Below are 18,600 nucleotides of genomic sequence, written 5' to 3' on the forward strand. Positions count from 1 at the left end.
ATTAAACCAATTGTTGTCTAAAAATTGTTTGTTTTCTATCTGGCCCAACTGATACGATGGTAATAGGGATTTCCAGTTCTTTTTCTAAAAATGCAATGTATTCGTTTAGAGCTGCCGGAAGTTGTGAAGCATCATCCATAGCAGTTAAATCTTCATTCCAACCTTTAAAATCGGTATAGATTGGTTCTACATTTTCTGGATCGATATTGTATGGAAAATGCTCTATTATTTCTCCTTTGTATTTGTAAGCGATACATACTTTAAGTGTTTTAAAACCAGAAAGCACATCGCCTTTCATCATCATTAATTGTGTTACACCATTAACTTGACAAGCGTATTTTAAGGCAACAAGATCCAACCAACCACAACGTCTTGGACGACCAGTAGTCGCACCAAATTCGTTTCCTACGCGTGCCATAGTTTCGCCATCGCTATCAAACAACTCGGTAGGAAAGGGGCCAGAACCAACACGGGTGGTGTAGGCTTTAAAGATACCAAATACTTCGCCAATTTTATTAGGGGAGACTCCTAAACCTGTACAGGCTCCTGCAGCTGTTGTGTTGCTGGAGGTAACAAACGGATAGGTTCCAAAATCGATATCCAGTAATGAGCCTTGAGCACCTTCAGCAAGAATGGTTTTACCTGCTTTTTGTGCTTGGTATACATATTCTTCGGAATCAATAAACTTAAGCGATTTTAAAATTTTTACGGCTTCAAAGAACTCAGCTTCAAGTTCTTTCAAATCGTATTGAATGTCTACATTGTAAAATGAAATCATGGATTCATGTTTGTCGGCCAGAGCCCTATAGCGATCCTTCCAGTCGCTCAACTCCAAATCGCCAACACGAATACCATTTCTTCCGGTTTTGTCCATGTATGTTGGACCAATACCTTTAAGGGTAGATCCAATTTTCGCCTTTCCCTTAGCAGCTTCACTTGCAGCATCCAATAAACGATGTGTAGGTAAGATAATATGTGCTTTACGGGAAATAAGCAATGATTTTCTATAGTCTATGTTTTGTTCTTCTAATTTGTCAAGTTCTTTTTTAAAGATAACAGGGTCGATAACAACGCCGTTACCAACCAAATTGGTAGCATCTTCATGAAAGATTCCTGACGGAATGGTATGTAATACGTGCTTTTTACCATTAAAAACCAGGGTATGACCGGCGTTTGGGCCACCTTGAAAACGTGCTATAATATTATAGTTAGATGTAAGTACGTCAACAATTTTTCCTTTGCCTTCGTCTCCCCATTGTAATCCTAGTAGTAAATCTACTGCCATTGTAAAAAATAATTAGTTGGTTGATTTTCTGTTTCCGTAAAAGTAGAGTGAGTGATTGTTGATTTCAATATCAAAAATCTCTTCGATTGTTTTTTTTATTGATTCGATTCTGGGGTCGCAAAATTCTATAACTTCTCCAGTATCTGTAAGGATAACATGATCGTGTTGCCTGTCGAAATATGACTTTTCGTAGTGTGCTTGGTTTTGTCCAAACTGATGTTTTCTAACCAAACCACATTCCAAAAGCAACTCTATGGTATTGTACAAAGTAGCGCGAGATACACGATACTTTTTGTTTTTCATGCTAAGATATAATGACTCTATATCGAAGTGTTCGGTATTATTATAAATTTCTTGCAGTATAGCGTAGCGTTCGGGTGTTTTTCGATGCCCGTTATTTTCTAAGAAACTTGTAAATACGCTTTTTACTATTTCTTGATTTTTTGTATCTGCCTTTGCATTCATAATTTCGTCGCAAATTTACACTTTTTTTACACTCTAGAGACCTTATCTATACCATTAATTTTTTTAAGCTTCTCTAAAAGCTTTTTTAATAGTGTTTTATTTTTTACAATCACGTTAATTTTTCCCGAAAACAAACCATCATCACTTTCAAAACTCAAGCTTTTCATGTTTACGTGCATATTGGACGAAATAATTTGTGTGATGTCATTAACTAAGCCAATATGATCAATACCCGAGACAACAATTTGAGCTAAAAACTCTTGCTGTGTTGAGTCGATCCATTTGGCAGGCATAATTCGGTAGGCATAGTTAGATTGCAAGCTTAAGGCATTTGGGCAGTTTTTTTTGTGCACCTTGATGCCTTCGGTAACAGTAACAAAACCAAATACTTCATCGCCGGGAATCGGATTGCAGCAATTTGCTAATTTATAGTCAAGCTTTTCTTCTTCTTTACCAAAAACAATAGAGTCGTAGTTAGCTGTTACTTCTTCTTTGTCCAGTTCATCTTTGCTTATATGGGGCTTTCTAGATATTTTATTTTTAATAAAACTCATTAAGACATTGCTTCTGGAAGCAGCAAAATCTTTAAGCATCGTATTATCAATAGTGCCAATACCTACACGGTAAAATAAGTCTAAACTGGTTTTAAGTTTAAAATAGTTAACCAATTCGTTAACGGAGGATTCGTTAAGGGTTATTTTAAGTTGTTTTAATTTTCTTCGTAGAATTTCCTTGCCTTCTTCGCCAATACGTTTTTTGTCCTCCTTTAAAGCCGATTTTATTTTGCTTCGCGCCCTGGCTGTGGTTGCATAGTCTAGCCAATTGGCATTGGGTTTGGCCGATTCTGATGTTAAGATACTAACTTGGTCACCGCTATGTAGCTCATGGCTTAATGGGACTAGTTTGCCATTCACTTTGGCGCCCCGGGTTTTCATGCCCACTTCGGTATGGATACTGAATGCAAAATCGAGCGATGTAGCACCCTTGGGTAACGATTTTAGTTCGCCCGCGGGTGTAAAAACAAATATTTCCTTGGAGTATAGGTTTAACTTAAATTGTTCTACAAAATCTACGGCATTGGTATCTGGGTTTTCTAATGCTTCTTGTAGTTTGTTGATCCAGTTTTCTAAGTTATCTTCTTTTTCACTAGCTTGTTTGTATTTATAGTGTGCAGCATAGCCTTTTTCTGCTATTTCGTTCATGCGCTCACTGCGTATTTGAACTTCTACCCAGCGACCTTTAGGTCCCATTACGGTAATGTGTAAGGCTTCGTATCCGGTAGATTTAGGTGATGATATCCAATCACGCAATCTAATGGGGTTGGGTCTAAAGTGATCGGTTACAACCGAATATATTTTCCACGCTAAAAATTTCTCATTTATATCTTCACTTTTGTAGATAATCCTAATAGCAAACTTGTCGTAAACTTCGTCAAAGGAAACCCCTTGTTTAACCATTTTTCTACGAATGGAAAAAATGGACTTGGGTCGTCCTTTTATGGTATACTCAAGTTGTTCTTTGTCTAAAGACTTTTTTATGACGTCACTAAATTCTTTAATATACAGGTCTTGTTCTTCCTTACTTTCTTTAATTCTGTTAAGGATATCGAAATATACATCGGGTTCTGTATATTTTAGGCCTAGATCTTCTAGTTCTGTCTTTATATTATAAAGCCCAATACGGTGTGCTAAGGGCGCATAAATGTATAAGGTTTCTGAAGCTATTTTAACTTGTTTGTCAGAACGCATTGCGTCCATAGTTTGCATGTTATGGAGCCTGTCTGCTATTTTAATGATTATAACGCGGACGTCGTCATTCAATGTTAACAGCATCTTTCTAAAGTTCTCCGCCTGTAGGGATACGTCCATATCTTTTTTAAGGGAAGATATTTTGGTAAGACCGTTTACAATGCGAGCAACTGTATCGCCAAATAAGCGTTCTATGTCATCAATAGTGTAATTTTTACTGTCTTCTACAACGTCATGAAGCAAAGCAGCAGCAATGGATGTTGCATCTAAGCCAATTTCCTGGGCAACAATTTTAGCTACTGCCAGTGGGTGGAAAATATATGCTTCACCGGATTTTCTGCGTTGATCTTTATGAGCATCTAATGCCACATCAAAGGCGCTACGAATAAGTTTTTTATCATCGTTAGTGAGTGTGGTGTAACTAACTCTTAATAACTCTTTGTAGGCTTTGGTAATGGCTGCGTTCTCTTTTTCTATAGCTTCCTCTGTCATAAATTAAAAATAACATAAAGAATGTTAATTACCAATAGGTTTGTGGTTTTTGTAGTGTATTTTTAAGGTTCAGGGGCTAAAAAGTTGACTAGCTGTGAAATAGCTTTTCCTCTGTGTCCAATACTGTTTTTTAGGCTTAAATCCATTTCTGCAAAAGTATCATTATGACCATCGGGTTTAAAAATGGGGTCGTAACCAAATCCTTTGTCTCCCTTTTTGCTTTTGGTAATACTACCAGGGCAAATACCGGTAAAGGTGTGGAGGGCGTCGTTAAGGTATAGAGCAATTACGGTTTTAAACTGGGCGCTTCTATTGGATTGGTGCCCTAGTTCGGAAAGTAATTTGTTTATGTTGTCATTGGCATCCCGCTGTTCGCCTGCATAGCGCGCCGAATACACTCCCGGAGCACCGTTTAGTGCCGATACCTCTAAACCGGTATCGTCGGCAAAACAATCCATCCCATAATGTGTTTTGATATATTGCGCTTTTTGAATGGCATTACCTTTAATGGTATTTTGGGTTTCGGGAATGTCTTCTAAACAGTTTATGTCTTTTAAACTTAAAAGCTGAATGTGTTCTGGCATTAAAGCTTGTACTTCTTTAAGCTTATTTAGATTATTGGTAGCAAAAACAAGTTGCATAGAGTCGTTGGTTTTAAAGGTCAAAAATACAACTATATTGAGTTAAACAAAAGAACAAGAAGCTCTGTTTAGCCAACTGTGGTTATTATTTTTTGTATGGCTTCTTTTACACCTGTTGTAGCAGGTTTGTCAATTACGGTTAAATTGTGCTTGCTTTCTATGGCAGGTTTTGGGTCGATAAAATATATAGGGGTGTTGTTTGGAACGTAATGCATTAAACCTGCTGCTGGGTATACTTGCATGGATGTGCCAATAATCATGAGTATATGCGCTGTTTCACAAATATTAATGGCGGGCTGCATCATGGGAACTTCTTCGCCAAACCAAACAATATGAGGTCGCAGTTGGTGGCCTTTTTTACATGTGTCACCTAGTACAAGATCGCTTGTCCACTTTTGGATATCTAACGCATCATGGGTGCTTCTTACTTTTAACAGCTCACCATGTAAGTGAATGACATTGGAACTTCCTGCACGTTCGTGAAGGTCGTCAACATTTTGGGTAATGATGCTCACCTTAAACTCATTTTCCAAGGCCGCTAAATCTAAATGCGCTTTATTGGGATTGACTTCAAATAACTGACGCCGCCGCTGGTTATAAAAATCGAGTACTAATTCTGGGTTTGCCCGAAAACCTTCTGGAGTTGCTACTTCCATAACATCGTGACCTTCCCATAATCCGTTGGCATCCCTAAAGGTTTTAATCCCGCTTTCGACACTCATGCCTGCTCCAGTAAGTACAACGACATGCTTTTTCATTTGTTATTAGGTTATTGGTTGTTTGATTGTTGGTTAATTGTGTTATGGTAGGGCATATTAACTTTAAACTACTTCAATTAACAAAGCAATTCGCGCCGTTCAGACAGACAATTTTTAATAGCAAAGTTAAAGGTAATCATCCTGTTATTTTGCACAAAGTGAAATAGCCCATCATTTTTTGCATAAAAACTTTAGTAGTTTTGTGTTATGATTGATGTAAAATTACTAGAATATCTTGAAAGTTATATGACCGATAGTCGAAAAGCGCGATTTGAATCGGTTTTATCACAGCGCACCAAGCATTTTACCGTAGCGACCGAAGATGTATACCAATTGCACAATACCAGTGCTGTGATACGGAGTTGTGATGTTTTTGGAATTCAGGAAGCGAATATCGTAGAAGAGCGCAATACCAAACGGATTGATAGGGAAATAGCTATGGGCGCACAAAAGTGGGTAGATTTAAATCGCTATACGAGTGTGAAAGATTGCATTGCCGATTTAAAGCAAAAAGGATACCAAATTGTAGCGACTACACCACATACGAATGATTGTTTATTGCACGAGTTTGATATTAGTAAAAAGTCCTGTTTTTTCTTTGGAAGGGAAACCGAAGGCGTATCACAAGAAGTTTTGGATGCTGCCGATAGTTATTTAAAGATTCCAATGGTAGGTTTTACCGAGAGTTTAAATATTTCTGTGTCAGCAGCGATTATTTTACAGCATGTCACTACTAAATTAAAACAAACGAATATTGCATGGCAACTAACCGAAAGTGAGCAATTGGAAAAACGTTTGGATTGGTGTAAGAAGACGATTAGGAGTTATGAAGAGATTGTAGATCGTTTTCATAATAATCGTAAACTGCCTTAGGGAAAGTCACGAGGCATTTGTTGGGTAAGTATTTGGGTTTCTAGGTAGTTATTGTAGTTTTTAAACTTCAATTATCTGGTAAATAGTTATATTTAAGAAACATAATAAAGTATATCATGAAGCATAATATGGTAGGCTGGTTTGAAATTCCCGTAAATGATATGGAACGGGCTAAAGCGTTTTATGAAGCTGTTTTTCAAGTGGAGATAAAAGTATACACGATTTTGGAGGTTTGCTCATGGGGTGGTTCCCTGATAGGGGGGAAGTACCTGGTGCCCAAGGCACACTAATTAAACAAGATACTTATGTGCCAAGTTGGGAAGGAGTACTTATTTATTTTATGAGTGAGGATGTTCAAAACGAATTGAATAGAGTTGAAGTTGCAGGAGGGGAAATATATCAGCCAAAGACCCAAATATCTCCTGAGCACGGATATATGGGCGTGTTTATAGATAGCGAAGGCAATAGAATAGCATTGCATTCAAAAGAGTAAGGGAGACGGAGGCTTATTTTAATGAGTAATTTTAAGTTACAGGAGGTATTACAGTCGGTTACTTCGGCTTTTGCTTAGAAGTTTGAATTCTTCATAGCATTCACTTATGGCGTCCAATATTTGTAAGTCGTTTGCTGTTTGAATAAAACCTTTGGAATAATTACACTGACTTACAATTTCATCAAGATCTACACGGTCTACATTTAAAAGTACGGTAAGCATTTCTCTGTCAAATCGGGAGGCAAGCAAGTTTCTAATTTCATCATCCTGCTTCATTTTTTTAAGCTTGCGAAGTTCGTTTGGTTTTTTTCCGAACATACGGTGCAGAAAGTCGGCCGGGTTAAAAATAGAGCCTAAAACCTTACTTACAGCACCAGGTGAAGTAGCTTCATAACCTGTATTGGGAAGTCCGGATATACTATACCTGTAATTGTTGTTAATAATGGGTACTTGCTTTATGTCTACTTCTAAATAGCCAGTAAGTCTTAATTGGTTAACAACTACTTCTTCGAGAGCTAAGGCAAGCTCTGTTAGTTCAATTTTGGAATCCCCAAACTTTATCCAGTCATTGGTAACACGTACTTTTATGGATTTAAAACCTAAATAGGAAAAATGAAGGGTGTCGTTTGCCTTGGCAGAAATTTGAAATTCCCCTTCATTATTTGTTGTTGTCCCTATAACCTGGTTAAGGTTTACAATATTAACACTTTCAAGAAAACTGCCGTCAGCAGCATTAACTACTACCCCTTTTATTTTACTAGTGTTTTGCCCCATACATAATGTAAAGGTTGTAACAAATAAAAAAAGTAGCAGATAATACTTCATATGTTTATTTTTTTAAATGGTCATGTTTTAGACTTAAGCCAGCCCTGAGCGAAGCCAAAGGGCCAGCGCAGGGTGTAACATCGATATAATCAATTCTTTGTATGACTATATTTTAGTTAAGAATGTTTCGTCATTTTAACATGTAATTCTTAATTTGTTATAAAAGTACTAAACTAAACAACAAGATAGGGGGTCTATGTTTTATTTTTGACTTAAAATTAACAAATCCAAGAAACCTTAAAAGATATATTTAAATTCTATCGTCTGGACCGTTTAGGTCTAGAAAAATTTGAACCTCCTTGGTTTGACTTAAAATCGGATCCTGAACGTCTTGGTTTTGAATTTGAAAATCGTTTTTCACCATTTTTTTTACCATCTCGTCTGCCGCCACGACCTTTGCCGTCGCGCCTACCTCCTCGATCTCTGTTTTCTGATACTTCAACATTTACAAAACGCCCATTGTGCTTAAAATCTGTAAAGAAAGTTAGTACCTTTTCTTGTAATTCTTTTTCGGTATTAAAAAATGAGAAACTATCTTTTACTTCAACTTTAAAGACATCGTCTCTGCCAAAATCTAGCATTTCCTTTAAGAAATCCTTTAGGTTCATCCAATCGAAACCGTCTTTTTTGCCTACATTAATAAAGTAACGGGTAGAATTACCATTTCCTTTATAATCGCGACCACTATCGCTTTCACGGCTACCAGATTCAGAAACGTTTAAATCTCTTGACTTTTGGTAATAATTATAAAAACGTGTGAATTCTACAGAAAAGAACTTTTTTATTAGTTCGTCTTTGGTTGTATCTTCAAATAATTCATTAATGCTACTTAAGTACTTGTCAATTTCGTGATTTACTTCAGTATTATGTACTTTATTGGCTAGTGACATTAATTGTACTTCGCAAATTTCCATGCCGTTTGGAATGTCTTTTTTGTCGAAATTTTTCTTAATGATACGTTCTATGCTTTTAATTTTACGAACTTCACTTTTAGAAACAATAACCATTGAGACCCCTGTTTTCCCGGCACGACCTGTACGGCCAGAGCGGTGGGTGTACGTTTCAATTTCGTCTGGTAACTGGTAGTTTATAACATGAGTAATGTCGTCTACATCAATACCACGGGCAGCAACATCGGTAGCAACCAACATTTGTATTTGTTTGTTTCTAAAGGATTTCATTACTAAATCGCGCTGATTCTGACTTAAATCGCCGTGTAAAGCAGCAGCGCTATAGCCATCCTCAATAAGTTGTTCGGCAACTTTTTGAGTGTCCCGCTTGGTACGACAGAAAACTACAGAGAAAATATCTGGGTTCGCATCAGCCAAACGTTTTAAGGCCTGGTAGCGATCTCTGGCATTTACCAAATAGTATTCGTGAGATACATTACTGGTACTTTCATTTTTGTTTCCTACTGTTATTTCAATAGGTTGGTGCATGAATTTTTTAGCAATGCTAGCTACTTCTTTAGGCATTGTTGCCGAAAATAGCCAAGTGCTTTTGTCTTCTGGAGTGTGTGATAAAATGGATGTTATATCTTCATAGAAGCCCATGTTTAGCATTTCGTCGGCTTCATCTAAAACAGCATATTCTATTTTCGAAATATCCACCAAACGTCTGCTTATCATATCTTTCATACGTCCTGGAGTGGCAACAATAATTTGGGCTCCTTTTTTTACATCCCTTGCTTGTTCTGTAATACTTGCACCCCCATAAATAGCAACGACATTTAGTCCCTTACAATATTTACCATATTGTTTTATTTCATTGGTTATTTGTAAGCAAAGCTCACGGGTAGGTGATAAGATAAGCCCTTGTGTGGTGCGGCTATCTACATTTATTTTTTGTAACATCGGAAATCCGAAAGAAGCGGTTTTTCCGGTACCTGTTTGTGCTAACGCTACTAAATCGCCTTCTTTCTCTAATAAAATAGGAATGGCTTTGTTTTGTACTTCACTTGGTTTTTCAAAGCCTAAATCGGCAATAGCGTGTAAAAGGTCTTCATTGAGACCTAAATCTTGGAATGTGTTCATTCTTGTATAAGTATTCGATTATGTTTATGTGGTGTTACATAAGAAGCGAATCGACATACTTAAAACTTAACCTTCCAGTAACACATCCTCACTCTGAGGAATTATACCCATTTCTGGGTTTCAAGCGGCAAAGATACATAAAAGTTTTGAGTTACAAGTTTTTAGTTTAAAAGTTACGGTTTTAATGCTTGAACGTTGCACGATTGTTTATGGTTAGGCTTTCACTGCTCGCTAATTTATTGATTTGATGTTGCCATAAAGATATTTCACATCCAAGAGATCGTGTCGTCATTTTTTAGAGAGTCTCATAACTTTTTTGTAAAGGTGTTTCAATTGGTTATTCCCTTAAGTTTTTAATCCGTTGTAAAAGGGTTGGGTGGGAATAGTGCATAAAAACATAGGTTTTGTGAGGTGTTAAATTACTTAAACTGTTTTTTGATAATTTTTTAAGAGAAGTAATTAACGGTTCGGCTTTGTAAGTGTTCTTGGCATAATCATCGGCCTGGTACTCAAATTTTCTTGAAAAAACATTCATAATCAATCCAGTAATTTCGCTAATGGGGCTGTATAACAAACCGAAAGCTATAAGCCCGATATGAAAACTTGGTATGTCGACTCCTAATGCATTCGACAGTAATGGGTTTGAAATAAAAAGGGATAATATGTAAAGTGTAAATCCTGTTAGTAGGATAGAAGTACATAGATTAAAAATAATGTGTTTCTTTTTATAGTGGCCAACTTCGTGAGCTAGTACGGCAACGATTTCGTCTTCTTCTAAATCATTAATTAGTGTATCATAGAGTGTGACGCGCTTTTCACTACCAAATCCCGAAAAATAGGCATTGGCTTTGGTGCTACGCTTTGAGCCATCGATTACAAAAATCTTGTCCAGTTTAAAGCCTACAGTTTTAGCGTATTCAGAAATTTTATCCCTCAGTGATCCAGCTTCTAATGGGGTTTGCTTATTAAATAAGGGCACGATTAGTTTTGAATAAAACATATTCATGAATATGGTGAAAATAGCTATTAACCCCCAAGTATAAAGCCAAAACTGTGATTTGGTAAGCTCATAAAACCAAATAATTAAAGCAAGGAGGCCTCCTCCAACGATTATCATCATTAACCAACCTTTTAATTTATCAAGGAAAAATGTTTTTTTTGTGGTTTTGTTAAATCCGAATTTTTCTTCTATAACAAAGGTACTGTAATACGAAAATGGCGTTGTAATAATGTCACTTCCAATCATAATGATTCCAAAGAACAATAAAGCAATAATAATGCTATTATTGCTATAGCTCCTAGCAATAGTATCAACAAATTCAAAGCCGTCAAAAACTAGAAACCCTAATGTTAATAGTAATGAAAACGTTGAGGTAAGTAAGCCGAATTTATAGTTGGTTAGCTTATATGATTGCGATTTTTTGTACTCGGCATCATCGTAAACATCTTGTAAATCTTTTGGCAAGTTGTCATTAAAATGTTTCGCGTTTAATGCACTGATGATTTTATCGACTATAAAATTGATAACAATAATTCCGATGATAATATAGAAAAGGGTGTTTGCGGTCATATTTATTTTTCTGTTGTCATTGCGAAGATCCCGATTACTTGGGAAGCGTGGCAATCTGTTTAAATTACGTTGAAATTATAAGATTACTTAGGTCATAATTCCTTCTTAATGGAAGTTTATCTGAAATCCCGTTGTCTTTTGGCTTCAAAAATAAGAATTCCTGCGGCAACAGAGACGTTCATGGAATCTATTTCGCCTTGCATGGGGATAATAATGTTTTGATCGGAGCTGTTTAGCCATTCTTCACTTAAACCGGTAGCTTCTGTTCCAACAACAATAGCTGTAGGTTTTGTGAAATCTTGCGTGTGATAGTTTACAGAAGCCTGTAAGGCCGCACAATAGATTCTAATGTTTTTAGCTTTTAAAAATTGAATGATTTCAGTAGTGCTACCCATGGCAATTTGTTTGGTAAATACGCAACCTACACTAGAGCGTATAATGTTGGGGTTATACAAATCGGTTTTAGGATTGGCTATAATAACGGCATCGACATTGGCAGCGTCGGCAGTTCTTAATAGTGCCCCTATGTTGCCTGGTTTTTCGGGAGCTTCTGCAATTAAGAGTAGCGGTTTTTCGGTTTTAAGTTTCAAGTTCTCTAAGCTGTGTGGTTTGGCTTTTACAACAGCTAGAACACCCTCTGTAGTATCTCGATAGGCCAGTTTTTGATAGACCTCTTTTGAGATCTCAATAGTGTTTATTTGTTGAAGGGTTAATTTGTTTAACCGTTCTTCTGAAATTAACTCAGGATAAAATAAGATCGTATTGATCTCATAATCGCCTTTTATTGCTAACGAAATTTCACGTTCGCCTTCAATTAAAAACACCCCAGACTTTTTACGCTCACGCGATTTGTCCCTTAGCTGAACCAGTTGGCGAATATATGTGTTATTGATGCTGGAAATTTGTTTGTTCATTGCAAAGGCAAATGTAATTTAAATTTGTGTAATTTTATTTCTAGCAATGCGACAAAACGGACTTATTGAATTATTATGAAGTATTTTTATTTTTTGATCGTCATTAGTTCCTTTTTAGCCTGTAGACAACCTGGAGAGGCTAATGTAAAAAAAGTGGATGGTCCTAATCAATTTCCTAAAGCTATTACTGAAGTATTTAAGGCTCATGGCGGACTGGCATTGTGGTATAATATGCGGTCTTTGGAGTTTGAAATACAAAAGCAAGACCAGAATGAGTTAACCATAACTGATCTAAAAAGCAGGAAGTCATTTGTCGATTTGCCCAATCATAGTATTGGTTATAATGGAACCAAAGTATGGTTATTGAATAAAGATACGGTTGCTTATAAAGGAAATGCTAAGTTTTATCATAATCTTATGTTCTATTTTTTTGCCATGCCATTTGTATTGGCGGATGATGGCATTATATACTCGGAAGTTAAGCCTTTAGAGTTTGAGGGCAAGCAGTATCCTGGGATTAAAATAACATACAGCAGTGGTGTTGGGGAATCACCAGATGATGAATATGTCCTATATTTCGATCCAAAAACCAATCAAATGGTTTGGTTGGCATATACCGTTACCTATTTTTCCAAAGAAAAAAGTAAAACCTATCATTTTATCAAATACGATAGTTGGCAAAGTGTAGACGGCCTAAAAGTGCCAAAAACGCTCGTATGGTTTAACTATGAAAACAATCTACCAACTACAGAACGGAACCGTTTAGAGTTTACTGAAGTAAAATTTTCGGAAACACCTCCAAAGGCAACTGTTTTTGAAAAGCCCGAAGATGCTGCCTTTGTTGATTAAATTAATGTCATAATGTACTTGAAGCAAAATAATTGACAAACAGCGCAACTACATAACTGTAACTTTCCATACCCTTATCTTGTTTATTGGCTTTTAAATAATTGCTATAAAAAAGTTTGAACAGGGGTTCGGTTGGATTTTCATGGGCTTCCCAGAACTCACGGACTTCCTTGTAGTTATTTAAAATTCCTTTGTTAACATCGGCCACTACATCTTCAAATAAACATTCATCCCGGTTGTAAATTTCGTTCAAGCAATAGCGTAAAGCGAAGGTGTATCCAGCATAATTAAAATATTTGTTATCGTGGTTAATAGCAGCCAAGCAGCCAATGAAATTAGCTTCATTTTCCGCGGCATAGCCTAATTGATGTGCAATTTCATGGGATGTTGTCGTTGGGAATATGCTGGCAGGAATTAAAGCATCAACTTGCGCCTCATTCGTTAATGGATTTAGATAGCCACTAAAACCCATATACGTTAATGGATAACTAAACAACGATTTTTTGACACTCTTTGGGTGGTATTCCAAATGCGGAAAGTGTTGTTTTAAGTTGTCATAGCCCTTTGGGGCTAAGGCAATAATTTTGCTTTTAGTGTAAGGAATATCTATTTTAATTGTATCGTTCTTTTCAATCCTAAGGTGTGCAGTATTGGCTTTGGTAATTAGTTTCTTGGTTACGGCTTCAAGCTGTTCCGTGGTGTAGTGTGCATTAAGATTTAGGCTTTTATAAAGCGGCAAACGGTAATAGTTTAGTCCCCAAAGCACGTGAAAAGCAAAGTAAATAATGGAACAAGTAGCTGCAATGTCAATGAGCCAACCTTTCGTGTCTTTTCGTAAACGTTTTCTGTTTTTATAGAACCAACGTATAATGTAAACCAATGATATGCTATATACCAAATCTCCAAAAGAGAAGGGAAGCCAACCTAGTGTATATCTGGATATTTTTGCTATGTATGGATATATCCCATTGCTGTAATAAGATTCAATATATTCAGGATAGTGGGCAATCCATTTTATTATTAGATATTGAGGAATTAAGGTTAAGGCTATTAAGGTCTTCTTGTTTCTTAGCATGATCCAAAAATAAACAAATGTTTATTAATCAGAGGGCCTTATTTTGGGCTTGGTTAATATTTTAAAATTGGATAACCATTTTGACAAGCTATAGATTTGGGCTCTTGTGGTATATCGCAGGTAGATGTGATAGACCATTTAATATTATACTGTTTTTCAGCAAGGTTATAAGCTTCAATTTTCTGAAAAAATAAAGACGTATCAATTTGATTGGAATATGCGATATACCCTTGTGGTCCGCCACATGCTTTCGCTCCATAGGGCGTATAGTTCCAATCAGTTGGATCGGTACAAGAAACACTATTGGATAGGCTGCTAATTCCGTTGAATAAAAGCATTAATTCCCGATGGTCTTTTTCTTGTTCGGATAGCTCTCGTTTTACAATTAACTGTTCGTCGTCAATTGAAATGATTCTTAGGTTGTAATTTCCTGGGAAATTTAGATCGGTTATTAAAATAAGGGATTCTTGGGTTTCCCAAGCACCTGTTTCATCATAAAAAGTTAAGGGCGGTGTGCCACACCATCCAGATGTTCTTTGAGTAAAAATGGCATTTTTTTGAAACGATACACCGGGTGCATTGTCTTGTAGTTTAGAAGCCCGTTGGTAAATGGTTGTTTCATTCTCATATTTTGGGGCAATCCAATTACCAATAAGTAAATTTTCTGGATCTATATCAATATCTGAGTTACTTTGACAGGAAAAAAGGCATAAAGCCAGAGGTAGCAAATAGAATATTTTCACACGTTTAAATTTTAGTAATTAATTGATTTTATTGTAGTTATAAAATTAAGAACGTGTGCAACCACTCCTTACACTCGTTCTCTCATTAAAAATCTTAAACATTTCCTGTTGTGAAAAATGCTTAAATTTTATTAATGTTCGTTTCATCTTTATAGTTTATCATTAGATGATATTGTTTCTAAAAGGTTGCGTGGCTGGTTGCCTTTTAATTTTAGTAGAAATGAACTCATCAAGGCTCAGTCGAGAATACCCATCCTACCTATAGGAACTAGCGGAAGTCGTTTCAAGAAATTCTTTTATTTAATTACTACATAGTGTTCTCTAAAAGGTTGTAATAATTACCTTTGCAAAATTATATATAAAATTATGAGTTCAGAAATAAGACAACTTCAACCACAGGTGCTTTGGAATAAATTTGCAGATTTAAACGCTGTACCAAGAGCTTCAAAAAAAGAAGCACGTGTTATAGAGTTTATGAAAGATTTTGGAATGCGTTTGGGATTGGAAACCATTGAGGATGCTGTTGGAAATGTGATTATAAAGAAGCCGGCCACTAAAGGTATGGAGCATAAAGCAACCGTAGTTATGCAGTCGCATTTGGATATGGTGCACCAAAAAAACAATGATACCGATTTTGATTTTGACACTCAGGGGATTGAGATGTATGTGGATGGTGATTGGGTACGTGCCAAAGGTACAACGTTGGGAGCCGACAATGGGCTTGGGGTTGCTACCATAATGGCTATTCTGGAAAGCACAGATATTCCGCACCCTGCAATTGAAGCCTTGTTTACTATTGATGAAGAGACGGGTATGACTGGAGCAATGGGACTAGAAGGAGGTTTGTTGCAAGGTAGCATTTTATTAAATCTAGATACAGAAGAAGATGACGAGATAGGTGTTGGCTGTGCCGGAGGTATCGACGTTACTGCCACAAGAGCATATACAGAAGAGGATACACCAGAGTTTAAAATTGGTTATACCATTACTGTTAGAGGGCTGCAAGGCGGGCATTCGGGAATGCAAATTCATGAAGGTTTAGGGAATGCCAATAAGATTATGAACCGCTTGCTGTTTGATGGTTTTGAGAATTTCGGTTTACGAATTTCTGAAATTGATGGCGGTGGTCTGCGTAATGCCATTCCGCGTGAAAGTAAAGCAGTGGTGGCTATCGATGTTGCTCGTGAAGATACTTTCGTTTCGAAAATGAAATCTCAAGCAGAAGTGATTAAGACCGAGCTAAAAGTCATGGAGCCAGATCTAGATATTTTGGTAACTAAATGTGATACGCCTAAAAGTATCATGGATTTGGGAGTTCAAGAAGGCTTTACCAGAGCACTATATGCTGCTTTTAATGGTGTGTATAGAATGAGTGCGGATATCCCTGGATTGGTTGAAACTTCTAATAACATTGCTAAGGTACTAGTTAAAGAAGGAGAAATTAAGGTTGCTTGTTTAACACGTTCGTCTGTAGAGAGCGCTAAAACGGATTTAGCCAATACTTTACGCGCCACCTTTGAATTAACTGGTTGTGAAGTTGAGTTCTCGGGTGATTATCCCGGTTGGACGCCTAACATGGATTCAGCCATACTAAAAGTTATGACTGCACTATACCAAGATTTAAATGGTGAAAAGCCACATGTAGCTGCTTGTCATGCTGGATTGGAATGTGGCATTTTAGGACAAAACTATCCAGATATGGATATGATTAGTTTTGGACCTAATATAAAAGGCGCACATTCGCCCGATGAGCGCGCGCAAATTTCATCCGTTCAAAAATATTGGAGGTTTGTGTTGGAAATTTTGAAGCACATCCCTGAAAATAGCTAGAAAATTACATTTAGTCGGATAAATTTGCTTTTTATCGATAATTTAGTATATTTGTTATAGCAATATGATGCCAAAAGCATTTTTTTGAGTGAAACATAAAGTAAGCACCCCGAACTGCCTCTAAAAAGAAACATCCAAAACAATGCTTTTTTTAATGATTGAAAAAAACAATAACAAGTAAAATGGCGAGCTAGTGCTTTGGAAAGTTTTTAGTTGTCACCCTTTCCAGGAACAGGATCGTAACCACTACCTCCCCATGGATGACAGCTAAAAATACGTTTTATGGCCAATCGTCCACCTTTAAGTAAACCGTGTTTTTCAAGAGCTTCTTTCGAATAGTGCGAGCATGTAGGTTGGTATCTACAAGTCGCAGGCGTTAATGGTGATATCAAGGTTTGATACACTCTTATTAAAAACAAAAACGGTGTGATGAGTAGTTGCTTCATTAATTTTTTCAAAGCTGTTTGCTTGTTAAGTCGTGAGTATCATAACACCTTACAAAATAGGCTAACTATAAACTAATTAACCGAAAACGTCGTGCCGTCTTTACCGTCTTTTAGTTGGATACCGACAGCAGCCAGTTCGTCACGAATTTTATCAGACAAGGCAAAGTCTTTATTTGCTCTGGCTTCTTGTCTTAATTTTATTAAAACAGAAACGGCTCCAGATAATTTATCAGTTCCAGCATCTTTTTTGGTAACGTTTTCCAGTCCTAAAACATCAAATGTAAAAACGTTAATGGTTTCTTTTAATGTATTTAGATCTTCCGAAGTTAAGGATTCAGAACCTTCTTTAACTTGGTTGATGTATTTAACGGCTTCAAATAAATGCGCTATTAAGATAGGCGAATTAAAATCGTCGTTCATGGCATCATAGCATTTCTGCTTCCATGCGTTGATAGCGATGCTTGATTTTTCAGAAGACTTTAAACTGCCTAATAAATTAATAGCATCCATTAATCTATAAAAACCTTTTTCGCTTGCTAAAAGCCCATCATCGGTTAAGTCTAAAATACTTCTGTAAGACGATTGTGCTATAAAAAAGCGAATCACGCTAGGGGCGTAGGCCTTACTAAAGAATTTATTGTTTCCTGATAATAATTCATCAGGATTAACAGTATTTCCAGTTGTTTTAGACATGCGCTGTCCGTTAAGCTCTAACATATTGGCGTGCATCCAATAATTAACAGGCGATTGGCCTTTAGCGGCTTCATTTTGGGCAATTTCACACTCATGATGCGGGAATTTTAAATCCATACCGCCACCGTGAATATCAAATTGTTCTCCCAAGTATTTTGTACTCATAGCTGTACATTCTAAATGCCAGCCAGGGAAACCGTCACTCCAAGGCGATGGCCAGCGCATAATGTGCTGGGGTTCGGCACGTTTCCAAAGTGCAAAGTCTTGCGGATTCTTTTTGTCGCTTTGTCCGTCAAGTGCTCTCGTATTATGAACTAAATCATCTAGTTTACGCTTGCTTAACTTGCCATATTCGTTCGTTTCGTTAAACTTATGAACGTCAAAATATACTGAGCCGTTTACCTCGTAAGCAAATCCATTGTCTATAATATTTTTAATAAGCTCAATTTGTTCAATGATATGACCCGTTGCAGTAGGTTCTATGCTTGGGGGTAAAAAATTAAAGGTGTTTAAGATGTTATGGAAATCGACCGTGTATCGCTGTACCACTTCCATAGGTTCAATTTGTTCTAAACGCGCCTTTTTTGTTATTTTATCCTCACCAGCATCTGCATCATTTTCTAAATGACCGGCATCCGTAATATTTCTAACATAACGCACTTTATACCCTAAATGTTTTAGGTAGCGAAATATCATGTCGAAAGACATAAAGGTTCTAACATTTCCTAAATGCACATTACTGTAAACGGTAGGACCACAAACATACATGCCTATATGGCCTTCGTTAATAGGGGTGAATAATTCTTTCGTGCCTGAAAGCGAGTTGTATATTTTTATATGTTGTTCCTGGTATAACTGCATTTGTTA

General features: G+C 36.7%; 18 protein-coding genes. 5 read left to right on the top strand and 13 right to left on the bottom strand.

Features of this window, described 5'->3' with window-relative positions; all coding sequences use genetic code 11:
* Window position 1: 1 nt before the first annotated feature.
* From JF259_RS09640 to JF259_RS09660, 5 genes are all read right to left on the bottom strand, one after another.
* Window positions 2-1,285, bottom strand: a complete 1,284-nt coding sequence (locus JF259_RS09640) for an adenylosuccinate synthase (protein ID WP_199115103.1) — start codon at window positions 1,283-1,285, stop codon at window positions 2-4.
* Between the two features lie 12 nt (window positions 1,286-1,297).
* Window positions 1,298-1,750: a Fur family transcriptional regulator gene (locus JF259_RS09645; protein WP_199115104.1), complete on the bottom strand. Its 453-nt coding sequence runs from the start codon at window positions 1,748-1,750 to the stop codon at window positions 1,298-1,300.
* A gap of 26 nt (window positions 1,751-1,776) precedes the next feature.
* A complete protein-coding gene (locus tag JF259_RS09650) occupies window positions 1,777-3,990 on the bottom strand; it encodes a RelA/SpoT family protein (protein WP_199115105.1) in 2,214 nt (737 codons plus the stop codon).
* 62 nt (window positions 3,991-4,052) lie between these two features.
* On the bottom strand, window positions 4,053-4,631 hold the full coding sequence (locus JF259_RS09655; protein WP_199115106.1) for a non-canonical purine NTP diphosphatase: 579 nt from the start codon (window positions 4,629-4,631) through the stop codon (window positions 4,053-4,055).
* 68 nt (window positions 4,632-4,699) lie between these two features.
* Window positions 4,700-5,389, bottom strand: coding sequence for an SIR2 family NAD-dependent protein deacylase (locus JF259_RS09660; protein WP_199115107.1), 690 nt, complete (start codon window positions 5,387-5,389; stop codon window positions 4,700-4,702).
* Window positions 5,390-5,596: 207 nt separating this feature from the next.
* On the opposite strand from JF259_RS09660, the gene JF259_RS09665 reads away from it, so the two are divergent.
* From JF259_RS09665 to JF259_RS09670, 3 genes are all read left to right on the top strand, one after another.
* Complete coding sequence (locus JF259_RS09665) at window positions 5,597-6,262, top strand: TrmH family RNA methyltransferase (protein ID WP_199115108.1); 666 nt, start codon at window positions 5,597-5,599, stop codon at window positions 6,260-6,262.
* Window positions 6,263-6,378: 116 nt separating this feature from the next.
* The gene (locus tag JF259_RS17765; RefSeq protein ID WP_317192076.1) at window positions 6,379-6,552 is read left to right on the top strand and encodes a VOC family protein; all 174 of its coding nucleotides are present in this window, start codon (window positions 6,379-6,381) and stop codon (window positions 6,550-6,552) included.
* On the top strand, window positions 6,501-6,755 hold the full coding sequence (locus tag JF259_RS09670) for a VOC family protein (RefSeq protein WP_317192077.1): 255 nt from the start codon (window positions 6,501-6,503) through the stop codon (window positions 6,753-6,755). The genes JF259_RS17765 and JF259_RS09670 overlap by 52 nt, the downstream gene beginning before the upstream one ends.
* A gap of 48 nt (window positions 6,756-6,803) precedes the next feature.
* Here the strand turns inward: JF259_RS09670 and JF259_RS09675 are convergent, their stop codons facing one another.
* The 4 genes from JF259_RS09675 to JF259_RS09690 form a co-directional block, all read right to left on the bottom strand.
* Entirely contained in the window at window positions 6,804-7,580 is a 777-nt protein-coding gene (locus tag JF259_RS09675) for a carboxypeptidase-like regulatory domain-containing protein (protein WP_199115109.1), read from the bottom strand.
* Between the two features lie 257 nt (window positions 7,581-7,837).
* Complete coding sequence (locus JF259_RS09680; RefSeq protein WP_199115110.1) at window positions 7,838-9,613, bottom strand: DEAD/DEAH box helicase; 1,776 nt, start codon at window positions 9,611-9,613, stop codon at window positions 7,838-7,840.
* A gap of 337 nt (window positions 9,614-9,950) precedes the next feature.
* The gene (locus JF259_RS09685; protein WP_199115111.1) at window positions 9,951-11,183 is read right to left on the bottom strand and encodes a M48 family metallopeptidase; all 1,233 of its coding nucleotides are present in this window, start codon (window positions 11,181-11,183) and stop codon (window positions 9,951-9,953) included.
* 116 nt (window positions 11,184-11,299) lie between these two features.
* Window positions 11,300-12,097, bottom strand: a complete 798-nt coding sequence (locus JF259_RS09690; RefSeq protein ID WP_199115112.1) for a TrmH family RNA methyltransferase — start codon at window positions 12,095-12,097, stop codon at window positions 11,300-11,302.
* Between the two features lie 75 nt (window positions 12,098-12,172).
* On the opposite strand from JF259_RS09690, the gene JF259_RS09695 reads away from it, so the two are divergent.
* Window positions 12,173-12,946: a DUF6503 family protein gene (locus tag JF259_RS09695; RefSeq protein ID WP_199115113.1), complete on the top strand. Its 774-nt coding sequence runs from the start codon at window positions 12,173-12,175 to the stop codon at window positions 12,944-12,946.
* A 7-nt stretch (window positions 12,947-12,953) separates the two neighbouring features.
* On the opposite strand, the gene JF259_RS09700 is transcribed toward JF259_RS09695, so the two are convergent.
* Together JF259_RS09700 and JF259_RS09705 are read right to left on the bottom strand one after the other, a co-directional pair.
* Window positions 12,954-14,021 (bottom strand): DUF3810 domain-containing protein, encoded by a 1,068-nt coding sequence (locus tag JF259_RS09700; protein WP_199115114.1) that lies wholly within the window; start codon window positions 14,019-14,021, stop codon window positions 12,954-12,956.
* 53 nt (window positions 14,022-14,074) lie between these two features.
* On the bottom strand, window positions 14,075-14,764 hold the full coding sequence (locus JF259_RS09705; RefSeq protein ID WP_199115115.1) for a hypothetical protein: 690 nt from the start codon (window positions 14,762-14,764) through the stop codon (window positions 14,075-14,077).
* Between the two features lie 366 nt (window positions 14,765-15,130).
* On the opposite strand from JF259_RS09705, the gene JF259_RS09710 reads away from it, so the two are divergent.
* Window positions 15,131-16,594 (top strand): aminoacyl-histidine dipeptidase, encoded by a 1,464-nt coding sequence (locus tag JF259_RS09710; RefSeq protein ID WP_199115116.1) that lies wholly within the window; start codon window positions 15,131-15,133, stop codon window positions 16,592-16,594.
* A 209-nt stretch (window positions 16,595-16,803) separates the two neighbouring features.
* Here the strand turns inward: JF259_RS09710 and yidD are convergent, their stop codons facing one another.
* Both yidD and cysS read right to left on the bottom strand, forming a co-directional pair.
* Complete coding sequence (gene yidD / locus JF259_RS09715) at window positions 16,804-17,040, bottom strand: membrane protein insertion efficiency factor YidD (protein ID WP_199115117.1); 237 nt, start codon at window positions 17,038-17,040, stop codon at window positions 16,804-16,806.
* 72 nt (window positions 17,041-17,112) lie between these two features.
* Window positions 17,113-18,594, bottom strand: a complete 1,482-nt coding sequence (cysS, locus tag JF259_RS09720) for a cysteine--tRNA ligase (RefSeq protein ID WP_199115118.1) — start codon at window positions 18,592-18,594, stop codon at window positions 17,113-17,115.
* Window positions 18,595-18,600: the final 6 nt, after the last annotated feature.

The sequence above is a fragment of the Snuella sedimenti genome, assembly GCF_016428595.1.
In the GTDB taxonomy this organism is placed as follows: Bacteria; Bacteroidota; Bacteroidia; order Flavobacteriales; family Flavobacteriaceae; genus Snuella; species Snuella sedimenti.

Bases quoted from the DNA above. Each gene is read 5' to 3' on its own strand.
- yidD (WP_199115117.1), bottom strand. From the start codon at position 17,040: ATGAAGCAACTACTCATCACACCGTTTTTGTTTTTAATAAGAGTGTAT.
- JF259_RS09650 (WP_199115105.1), bottom strand. From the start codon at position 3,990: ATGACAGAGGAAGCTATAGAAAAAGAGAACGCAGCCATTACCAAAGCC.
- JF259_RS09695 (WP_199115113.1), top strand. From the start codon at position 12,173: ATGAAGTATTTTTATTTTTTGATCGTCATTAGTTCCTTTTTAGCCTGT.
- JF259_RS09680 (WP_199115110.1), bottom strand. From the start codon at position 9,613: ATGAACACATTCCAAGATTTAGGTCTCAATGAAGACCTTTTACACGCT.
- JF259_RS09685 (WP_199115111.1), bottom strand. From the start codon at position 11,183: ATGACCGCAAACACCCTTTTCTATATTATCATCGGAATTATTGTTATC.
- JF259_RS09670 (WP_317192077.1), top strand. From the start codon at position 6,501: ATGGGGTGGTTCCCTGATAGGGGGGAAGTACCTGGTGCCCAAGGCACA.
- JF259_RS09675 (WP_199115109.1), bottom strand. From the start codon at position 7,580: ATGAAGTATTATCTGCTACTTTTTTTATTTGTTACAACCTTTACATTA.
- JF259_RS09640 (WP_199115103.1), bottom strand. From the start codon at position 1,285: ATGGCAGTAGATTTACTACTAGGATTACAATGGGGAGACGAAGGCAAA.
- JF259_RS09645 (WP_199115104.1), bottom strand. From the start codon at position 1,750: ATGAATGCAAAGGCAGATACAAAAAATCAAGAAATAGTAAAAAGCGTA.
- JF259_RS09655 (WP_199115106.1), bottom strand. From the start codon at position 4,631: ATGCAACTTGTTTTTGCTACCAATAATCTAAATAAGCTTAAAGAAGTA.
- JF259_RS09700 (WP_199115114.1), bottom strand. From the start codon at position 14,021: ATGCTAAGAAACAAGAAGACCTTAATAGCCTTAACCTTAATTCCTCAA.
- cysS (WP_199115118.1), bottom strand. From the start codon at position 18,594: ATGCAGTTATACCAGGAACAACATATAAAAATATACAACTCGCTTTCA.
- JF259_RS09710 (WP_199115116.1), top strand. From the start codon at position 15,131: ATGAGTTCAGAAATAAGACAACTTCAACCACAGGTGCTTTGGAATAAA.
- JF259_RS09660 (WP_199115107.1), bottom strand. From the start codon at position 5,389: ATGAAAAAGCATGTCGTTGTACTTACTGGAGCAGGCATGAGTGTCGAA.
- JF259_RS09690 (WP_199115112.1), bottom strand. From the start codon at position 12,097: ATGAACAAACAAATTTCCAGCATCAATAACACATATATTCGCCAACTG.
- JF259_RS17765 (WP_317192076.1), top strand. From the start codon at position 6,379: ATGAAGCATAATATGGTAGGCTGGTTTGAAATTCCCGTAAATGATATG.
- JF259_RS09665 (WP_199115108.1), top strand. From the start codon at position 5,597: ATGATTGATGTAAAATTACTAGAATATCTTGAAAGTTATATGACCGAT.